The 8,071-nt window shown below is 71.4% G+C and carries 9 protein-coding genes and 1 pseudogene (1 of these 10 running past the window's edge); 5 read left to right on the top strand and 5 right to left on the bottom strand.

Annotation, left to right across the window (positions count from 1 at the left end; all coding sequences use genetic code 11):
• Positions 1-148, top strand: the 3' end of a protein-coding gene (locus FrCorBMG51_RS22280; RefSeq protein ID WP_338052796.1) for a CBS domain-containing protein. The gene continues 524 nt to the left of window position 1, outside the view; only the last 148 of its 672 coding nucleotides appear in the window; its start codon lies beyond the left edge, outside the window; the stop codon is at positions 146-148.
• Between the two features lie 38 nt (positions 149-186).
• On the opposite strand, the gene FrCorBMG51_RS22275 is transcribed toward FrCorBMG51_RS22280, so the two are convergent.
• A complete protein-coding gene (locus tag FrCorBMG51_RS22275) occupies positions 187-987 on the bottom strand; it encodes an S-methyl-5'-thioadenosine phosphorylase (protein WP_047224964.1) in 801 nt (266 codons plus the stop codon).
• 372 nt (positions 988-1,359) lie between these two features.
• Between FrCorBMG51_RS22275 and FrCorBMG51_RS22270 the strand changes: the two genes are divergently transcribed.
• The 4 genes from FrCorBMG51_RS22270 to nhaA all read left to right on the top strand — a co-directional run bounded on the left by FrCorBMG51_RS22270 (position 1,360) and on the right by nhaA (position 4,854).
• Positions 1,360-1,950, top strand: a complete 591-nt coding sequence (locus tag FrCorBMG51_RS22270) for a TetR/AcrR family transcriptional regulator (protein ID WP_047224973.1) — start codon at positions 1,360-1,362, stop codon at positions 1,948-1,950.
• A 187-nt stretch (positions 1,951-2,137) separates the two neighbouring features.
• Positions 2,138-2,848: a type 1 glutamine amidotransferase domain-containing protein gene (locus tag FrCorBMG51_RS22265; RefSeq protein ID WP_200902554.1), complete on the top strand. Its 711-nt coding sequence runs from the start codon at positions 2,138-2,140 to the stop codon at positions 2,846-2,848.
• Positions 2,845-3,183 (top strand): TfoX/Sxy family protein, encoded by a 339-nt coding sequence (locus FrCorBMG51_RS22260; RefSeq protein ID WP_052914943.1) that lies wholly within the window; start codon positions 2,845-2,847, stop codon positions 3,181-3,183. The genes FrCorBMG51_RS22265 and FrCorBMG51_RS22260 overlap by 4 nt, the downstream gene beginning before the upstream one ends.
• Before the next feature lie 306 nt (positions 3,184-3,489).
• Entirely contained in the window at positions 3,490-4,854 is a 1,365-nt protein-coding gene (gene nhaA, locus FrCorBMG51_RS22255) for a Na+/H+ antiporter NhaA (RefSeq protein WP_086055625.1), read from the top strand.
• A 25-nt stretch (positions 4,855-4,879) separates the two neighbouring features.
• On the opposite strand, the gene FrCorBMG51_RS22250 is transcribed toward nhaA, so the two are convergent.
• From FrCorBMG51_RS22250 to FrCorBMG51_RS22240, 4 genes and pseudogenes are all read right to left on the bottom strand, one after another.
• Complete coding sequence (locus FrCorBMG51_RS22250; RefSeq protein WP_047224962.1) at positions 4,880-5,923, bottom strand: SDR family NAD(P)-dependent oxidoreductase; 1,044 nt, start codon at positions 5,921-5,923, stop codon at positions 4,880-4,882.
• A gap of 130 nt (positions 5,924-6,053) precedes the next feature.
• A complete protein-coding gene (locus FrCorBMG51_RS35145; RefSeq protein WP_235433816.1) occupies positions 6,054-6,173 on the bottom strand; it encodes an ATP-binding protein in 120 nt (39 codons plus the stop codon).
• Positions 6,174-6,297: 124 nt separating this feature from the next.
• Positions 6,298-7,083: pseudogene (locus FrCorBMG51_RS32080) on the bottom strand (sensor histidine kinase); the annotation flags it as partial.
• A gap of 173 nt (positions 7,084-7,256) precedes the next feature.
• Positions 7,257-8,071, bottom strand: an 815-nt coding sequence (locus tag FrCorBMG51_RS22240; RefSeq protein WP_476742232.1) for a response regulator transcription factor, incomplete at its 5' end; no start/stop codon positions are given.

The following is an 8,071-nucleotide window of genomic DNA, read 5'->3' as shown; positions in this document are numbered from 1 at the left end:
CCCGCCTCTCGGCAGGCGGCCGCGACCCTCCCGGGAGGTGGGCCGCAGGTCGGCGATCAACCCTCGCCCTCACGAACGGAGGCCATCGTGGTGCCCGAGGCGGGGACGGACTGATGCCGGCCTCGATCCGCGAGTCGCATCCTCATGAGGACCGCCAGCGGTTACCGGGGCTGGTGAGGGCAGTCCTCAGGGAAGCGTGAGCGGGAGCGTCATACCGTCCAGCGCGGTGGGGCAGGCGCATTCCCGTGTGCTCGGGAGGGCGGCCACCGTGAGGCGGACGAGCTCGCGCAGAGTATCGACGGAACGCGCGAAGACCTCGAAGACGTCGGCCTGGGCGACCGACGTCCCGCCGTCGACACCGGCGTCGTGGTCTGTCACGAGGGCGATCGACACGTAGCAGAGCGCGAGCTCGCGGGCGAGAACCGCCTCCGGATGGCCGGTCATGTTGACCAGTGACCATCCCTGGCCTGCGAAGAAGCGGGACTCCGCCCGGGTGGAGAACCGCGGTCCCGGTACGACCACCATCGTCCCGCCGTCGACGACGCCGACACCGAGCTCGGTCCCGGCCTTGAGTACCGACGTCCGTGCGGCCGGGCAGTAGGGATCGGCGAAGGACACGTGGACGGCACCCTCGTCGTAGAAGGTCGTCGCACGGCCGGAGGTGCGGTCGACGAGCTGGTCGGGCAGCACGAACGTGCCCGGGCCGAGTTCCGGCCGCAGCGAACCCACGGCCGCGGGTGCGATCACCTGCCGGACGCCGAGGCTGCGAAGCGCCCAGAGGTTCGCGCGGTAGTTCACCCGGTGGGCCGGAAACCGGTGGTCACGGCCGTGGCGGGCGAGGAACGCGACCGGGCGCCCGTCCAGGCTGCCGACGGCGATCGGGTCACTGGGTTCTCCGTACGGCGTGGTCACCTGGATGTCGGTCGCATCCTCGAGGAACGAGTACAGGCCCGTTCCCCCGATGACCGAGATCTCCGCTCGCGTCATTCCCCGCCTCCATGCCTGACGACTCTCGAAAGCCCGGTCTGCCGCCCGGTGCCAGGTGCCAGCCGGAATGCCGGCCATCCCGGCGGGCGCGGAACAGACCGGCCGGGACCGACCGGCCTCTCGGCCGTGAATGCACTGTGCGAGAACGTATGCCGGCGTGGCCGCCGGCTGACGGGCACGGGGGGAGGCTTCCGCGGCTCGTAAGAACTTCCGACCTTGTCGTAGGCGATGCCTACGGACGGCGGCTGGCCCGCCTTGCACTTGGCCCCCGGGCCACCCGCGCCTTGTCCACGAGGCCGCCACGGCGGCGGGTTGACAGATCCGATCTGCCCGCTAGATTTGTGGTCGATCGACCAACTACTGGGGGTGTCGGTGGGGCGGCGGCAGCTGTTCGACTCGGACGAGGTTCTGCTGACGATGATGCAGCTGTTCCGCTGCCAGGGGTTTCACGCCACGTCGTTACGGGATCTGGAGGCTGCGACCGGGCTGCATCCGGGCAGTCTGCACCGCTCGTTCGGGAACAAGGACGAAATCTTCCGTTCGGCTTTGGACGCCTACGTCGAGCGGGTGGTCCGCCGGCGGGTAGCCGAGCATCTCCAGCGGGTCGACGACCCGCTGTCCGGCATCCGAAGTTACTTCACCTCGACGTTCGAGACCGGGCTGGACCATGATCCGGGCTGTCTGGTGACGAACAGCGCGGTGGAGTCCTACGCGCTCGACGAGCTGACCACCCGCGGTGTGCGGCGAGGGCTGGAGGAGATCGAACGGGGCTTCGCGGGCGCGGTGGCACGTGCCCGCGCGGCCGGCCAGGTTCCCACGGGCCTGCCTGCGGACCGTCTCGGGCTGCGACTGCTGGTCGACTACCAGGGTGTGCTGGTCCTGGTGCGGTCCGGCGCCGAGCGGCCGCGGCTACGGCAGGTCACCGAGGACATCGTGGCCTCGCTGCGGGAAGCGCCCGGCTGACCGACGCACCCCACACGCCCGGAGCGATCGACGCCCCCAGAGCAATCGATGCACCCGGAGCGGTTCGCCGCAGAGCGGCGCGGTAGCCGCATCCGCTCAACCCATGGCAACGACCGCCACATCCTCGCCGGTCGTTGATTCCGTCGACCTCTGTTTCAGCATGCTCACGTTCAACTGGAGGTTCGCTGTGGCCTGTCCCAGAGTGGCAGTCGTTCTCACCTCGACTGCTCGCTTCGGCGAGTCCGATCGTCCGACCGGCTTCTGGTACGAGGAACTCGCCGCCCCGTACTACGCGCTGACCGACGCCGGCGTCGGGGTCACCATGGCCTCGATCGCCGGCGGGCAACCTCCGGCCGATCCCGCCAGCCTCGCGCCGCCCGCGGTCACCGACGCGGTGGACCGGTTCCGTACCGACTCCGACGCGCTTGCCCGCCTGGCCGCGACCGAACCCGTGGCCGGCCTGGCCGCGATCGGCCTCGACGGCATCATCCTGGTGGGCGGCCACGGAACAATGTGGGACTTTCCTGACAGCCCGCCGCTGGCCGAGCTGTTGACGGCCGTACTCGCTCGGAACGGGACCGTCGGCGCGGTCTGCCACGGAGCCGCCGGGCTCCTGAACACCCAGGTCGCGGAACACCCGGCCGTTCGGGGCCGGCAGCTGACCGCTTTCAGCGACGCCGAGGAGGAACTGGTCGCCGCGACCAGTCTCGTCCCGTTCTCCCTCGAACAGCGGCTGCGCGCCCTCGGCGCCAGGTACTCCGCGGGCCAGCCCTTCGCCCCTCACGTCATTCGGGACGGTCAGCTCGTCACCGGGCAGAACCCGGCTTCCTCGGCGCAGGTCGCCGCCCTCGTCATCGAGTCGATGCGGCAGGCCCCCACCACGTCGACCCGGCCGTGAGCGGAAACCGGGAGCTCGCCCAGCACGTCCTCGACCAGGTGGAGGACGCAGCGGACGGGATGACGCTCAGACGGTTCTTCGGCGGCTGGGCGTTGTGCCACCGTGGCCGCCAGGTCGGGATGGTCATGGACACCCTCTTCGTCAAAGTCGCCGACGACGAACGGCTGTCATGGGAGGCGGCGGGCCGGCGGCCTTTCGCCTACCAGGCGGCTGGAAGGACCGTGACGGTCCGCGCGTACTACAGCGTTCCCGACGAGGTCCTCGACGATCGCGAAGCCCTGGCTGACCTGATCCGCCATGCGATCTCCACGTCCTCTCAGAATGCTCGGACGTGAGACGGCGGCGCTTGCTGTCGCCCGGCGGTTCTCGCAACCAGCTTCCGTCGGTGAGCGGCTCGGTCACTGGTGAGCGAACGCTGATCTTCGTGGGGTCGCGGGGCCGGCGGTGTACGGCTTCCGGCCGTAGTGGGGTGAAATGCGTCGCGGCTGGGGCTGTCGGGCACTATTGTGAACGGCGGTGCGCCGGGAAGTCTGGTCGGCATGAGGGACGCGTCTGTCCCGTCTACATCACGTGACCTGTTCTACGTGGTCGTGACGGACACGCAGACGGCACATGCGACTGGTCTTCCCGGAAGGGGTTATATGGCTGCGGCTTCACGCGGCATCCAGGGGCGGAAGCGCCCGCAGCGGTCCGGATCGTCCCCACGTAGGCTGCTGGCGCGGCCGACTTGGTCGCGCGCTCAGCAGGTCACGGACGTACTGCGTAGCGAGACGGTTGGCGGCCTTCTACTCCTGGCAGGCGCGGTGGTGGCGCTGCTCTGGGCCAACTCGCCCTGGCGAGCTGGTTACGAGACCCTGACCGACGCCCACCTCGGTCCGGAAGCACTGCACCTGCACCTGTCCCTGGCACACTGGGCGTCGGACGGCCTGCTGGCGATCTTCTTCTTTGTGGTGGGCCTCGAGCTCAAGCGCGAGTTCGTCCTCGGTGAGCTCAGATCGCCGAGCCGAGCGGCCCTGCCCGTCATCGCGGCCGTCGGCGGGATGGCACTGCCCGCCCTGATCTACACCCTGGTCAACATGGTCTCCGCGGGAGGGGCGCTGGAGGGGTGGGCTGTGCCGACGGCGACGGACATCGCGTTCGCGGTCGCCGTGCTGGCGGTGATCAGCACACATCTGCCGGTGGCGCTCCGCTCGTTCCTCCTGACGCTGGCCGTCGTCGACGACCTCCTCGCCATCGTGATCATCGTGGTGTTCTTCACGGATTCACTCAGCCTGGTCTCGCTGGCCGGCTCGCTCGCGACGATCGCCGTGTTCATGCTGGTCGTCAACCGGGGTATCACCCGCTGGTATCTGTTGGTGCCGCTCGCGGTCGTTGCGTGGGCGCTCATGCACGCGTCCGGCGTGCACGCCACCATCGCCGGGGTGCTGCTCGGGTTCGCGGTGCCGACCCGGCCCGCTTCGGGGGAGCAGCACGGGATGTCTGAGCGGTTCGAGCATCTCTGGCGGCCGGTGTCCGCCGGCGTCGCTGTCCCGGTCTTCGCGCTGATGTCGGCCGGTGTGTCGCTAGGGGGCGGGGGGATCGGCGCGGCCCTGCGTGATCCGGTGGGCCTGGGTGTGGCGCTGGGGCTGGTGGTGGGCAAGCTGGTCGGGGTGCTGGGCTCGACGTTTCTGCTGGCCCGCTTCACGCGTGCCGAGCTGGACGAGAACCTGTCCTGGTGGGACGTTCTCGGCGTCGCGCTCCTTGCCGGTGTGGGCTTCACTGTGTCGCTGTTGATCGGTGAGCTGGCGTTCGGTGACGGCACTGAGCGTGATGAGCATGCCAAGGCGGCGATCCTCGTGGGCTCCCTGACCTCCGCCGTGCTCGCGGCGGTGGTACTGCGCACGCGTAACCGGGTGTATCGCAAGATCGAGGAGGAAGACGCGGTCGACCGGGACGGGGATGGCGTCCCAGACGTGTTTCAAGAATCCGCCGCCGGGGACACGTCCGACATCTCCCGCCCAAGGTGATCTGAGGGGGCCTGGCCGTCGTCGCTCAGCCGCGGAGTGGGTCGAGGGCGAAGGCGACCATCCCTTCGGAGAAGGTGACCGTCGCCCGGTGGCCGAGAAGGTCGCGGGCACGGTCGGAGGAGGCGACGATGTGCCGGACGTCGCCCGTCCGGTACTGGCCGGTGATGACGGGCGCGGGCCCGCCGAACGCGTGCGCCAGGACACGCGCCATCTCCCCGACGGTGTGTGCCTGCCCTGAACCGACGTTGACCGGGACGAGGTGGCCGGCGTCCGGGCGGCGGCGTAGCGCCGCCAGGTTGGCGCGGGCGACGTCGTGGACGTGGACGAAGTCGCGCAGCTGGCCGCCGTCCTCATGCACCAGGGGCGGCTCACCCCGCTCCAGCGCGCTCCTGAAGATGGACGCGACGCCGGCGTAAGGGGTGTCGCGCGGCATCCTCGGGCCGTAGACGTTGTGGTAGCGCAGGGCCACCGCTGTGCCGCCGGTGCCCGCGGCCCACGCGGCCGCGAGGTGCTCCTGCGCGACCTTGGTGGCCGCGTAGACGTTCCTGGGGTCCAGTGGGGCGCTCTCGGTGACGGGGATGCTGTGCAGCGGACGTTCGCACCGGGGGCAGGGCGGTTCGTAGGCGCCGCTGTCCAGGTCGGCGGGCCGGCGGGGTCCGGGGCGCACCACCCCGTCGGCCGGGCAGCGGTAGCCGCCCTCGCCGTAGACGACCATCGAGCTGGCCAGGACGAGACGCCCTGTGCCGCGGCGGGCCATCGCGGCCAGCAGGACCGCTGTGCCGAGGTCGTTGTGGGTGGCGTAGACCGGCAGGTCGTCGAGGTCGACGCCCAGTCCGACCATGGCCGCCTGATGGCAGACGGCCTCCACCCCGCCGAGCGCCGCCTCCACCGTGGCCCGGTCGGTGACGTCGCCGACGAGGAACTCCGCGGCGTCGTTGATCTCCGGTTTCGTCCGGTGCACGGCCGGGAGCAGGGCGTCGAGTACCCGAACGGTGTGGCCCGCGCCGATGAGCGCGTCGACGACGTGGGAACCGATGAAACCGGCGCCGCCGGTGACGAGAACCCGCATGCCCGCGACGCTAGTGCCGCGGGCGCCAGCCGGATCTTACGAACCGGGGAAGCCCGAAGCCTCGCTCCGGTGCCGGTCGAAGGGAGGAAGAGAGGTAGGAAGAACAGGGAGGGTGCTGGCTGGCAGGGGCTCAGGCAGCCGGCAGCGCGATGACGAAACGGCAGCCACCGTGCTGGTTGTGGACGGTGACGTCGCCACCGTGCGCCTCCACGATGCCCCGGACGATCGCCAGCCCGATGCCGGACCGCACCCGCGGCTGGTGGGGGTGNCCGCACCCGCGGCTGGTGGGGGTGATCGCTACCGTCGCCGGGGGTGCGGGCGGTCTCCCCACGGAAGCCGAGGTCGAACACCCGAGGCAGGTCCTCGGCGGGGATCCCCCCGCACCGGTCGGCGACCGCGACGATCGCCTGGGCGTCCCCGGAGGGGAGTGTCCCGTCGCCCTGCCCCGTGCCGCCGCCCCGCGCGACCCGGACCTCGACCGTGCCGTCCTGGGGGGTGTGACGGATGGCGTTGACCAGCAGATTCGTCAGCACCCGGCTGACCTGGGCGGTGTCTGCGTCCACGTAGACGGCGTCCTCGGTGCTGCCGGTGACGGTGACCCGTTTGGCGCGGGCGATCGGTCCGACGGCGGCGACCGCGTCCGACACGATGTCGTCGAGGCTGACCTTCTCCAGCGTCAGATGGAGGGCCCCGGCCTGGAGCCGGGCGAGTTCGAACAGGTCGTCGACCATGCCGGTCAGCCGCTCGGCGTCGGCGAGCATCTGCCGGTGGTACCGCTCGGTCGTCGCCGCGTCCACGGCCATGCCGTCCGCCAGTGCCTCCGCGGTGGCCCGGATACCGGCCAGCGGGGTGCGCAGGTCGTGGCTGATCCAGGCCACCAGCTCGCGCCGGCTGGCCTCGAGCGCGCGTTCCCGGTCCCGCGCCTCGACGAGCCGGACATGGGTGGCGTCGAGCGTGCGGGCCAGAGCCGCCAGTTCCTCGGACGGGACGTCGCCGGCAGGCTGGTACGACAGGTCCCCGAGGGTGTCGGCTGCCCGGGTCAGCGAACCGGTGGCCCGGACGACCGGCCGGCCGAGGCGTACCGCGCTCAGGGCCGCGACCAGCGCCGAGACGGCGACGACGATCAGCACCACCCGCAGGTCGTGGTCGGAGAGGAACATCGCGCGGGCGGTGCCGACCACGCCGGCCGCGACCGCGACGACCGGCACGACGCAGAGCACGAGCGCGGTGGTCCACAGCGGCCGGGCGCGATGTCGGCGCAGCAGCGGGACGCCGCTGAGAGCGACGGCCGCCGAGCAGGCCAGGGCGATACCGACGATCTGCAGGTCCGCGCTCACGCAGTCGCCTCGTCCCAGGCCGGCCGGCCCCGGGCGTCGTCCGTGGGCGACGGCCCGGTCGGCCCGGTCGGCCCGACGGGGTCGGCCGTGTCGGGGATGGGTGCGGCCGGTGGGTCGAACCGGTAGCCGACTCCCCACACGGTGACCAGCAGCCGGGGTGCTCTCGGGTCGTCTTCGACCTTCTCGCGCAGCCGACGGATGTGCACCGTGACGGTCGAGGGGTCGCCGTAGGTCCACCCCCACACCTGTTCCAGCAGCTCGGCCCGGGTGAAGGCGCGGCCGGGATGGCGCAGCAGGAACGCCAGCAGGTCGAACTCGCGCACGGTGAGGCCGAGCGGGGCACCGTGGCGGGAGGCGGTGCGCGCGGCCACGTCGACGGCCACGGCTCCCGCCCGCAGGACGCCCGGCGCGGGGCGTGCCGCCTCACCGGCCCGGCGCAGCACCGACCGCACCCGCAGCGTGATCTCCCGCGGGGAGAACGGTTTGGTCACGTAATCGTCCACGCCGCACTCCAGCCCGGCGACGCGATCGGCCTCCTCGCCCCGCGCCGACAGCATGATGACCGGGACGGGGGCCAGCTCCCGCAGCCGGCGGCAGACCTCCAGGCCGTCGAGGCCGGGCAGCATCCGGTCGAGCACGACCAGATCCGGGGTGGCGGCCTCGACCATCCGCAGCGCGGTCGGCCCGTCCTCGGCCCGGTCGACGTCGAAGCCGGCACTGCGCAGGTAGCGGTCGACGATCTCGGCGACGGTGGCGTCGTCGTCGACCACGAGGACACGGGCCACCGGGCCACCATAGAGCGCCGGCAGCC

Source organism: Protofrankia coriariae, from assembly GCF_001017755.1.
GTDB classification, from domain to species: domain Bacteria; phylum Actinomycetota; class Actinomycetes; order Frankiales; family Frankiaceae; genus Protofrankia; species Protofrankia coriariae.
This window is presented reverse-complemented; position numbering and strand designations above follow the sequence as displayed.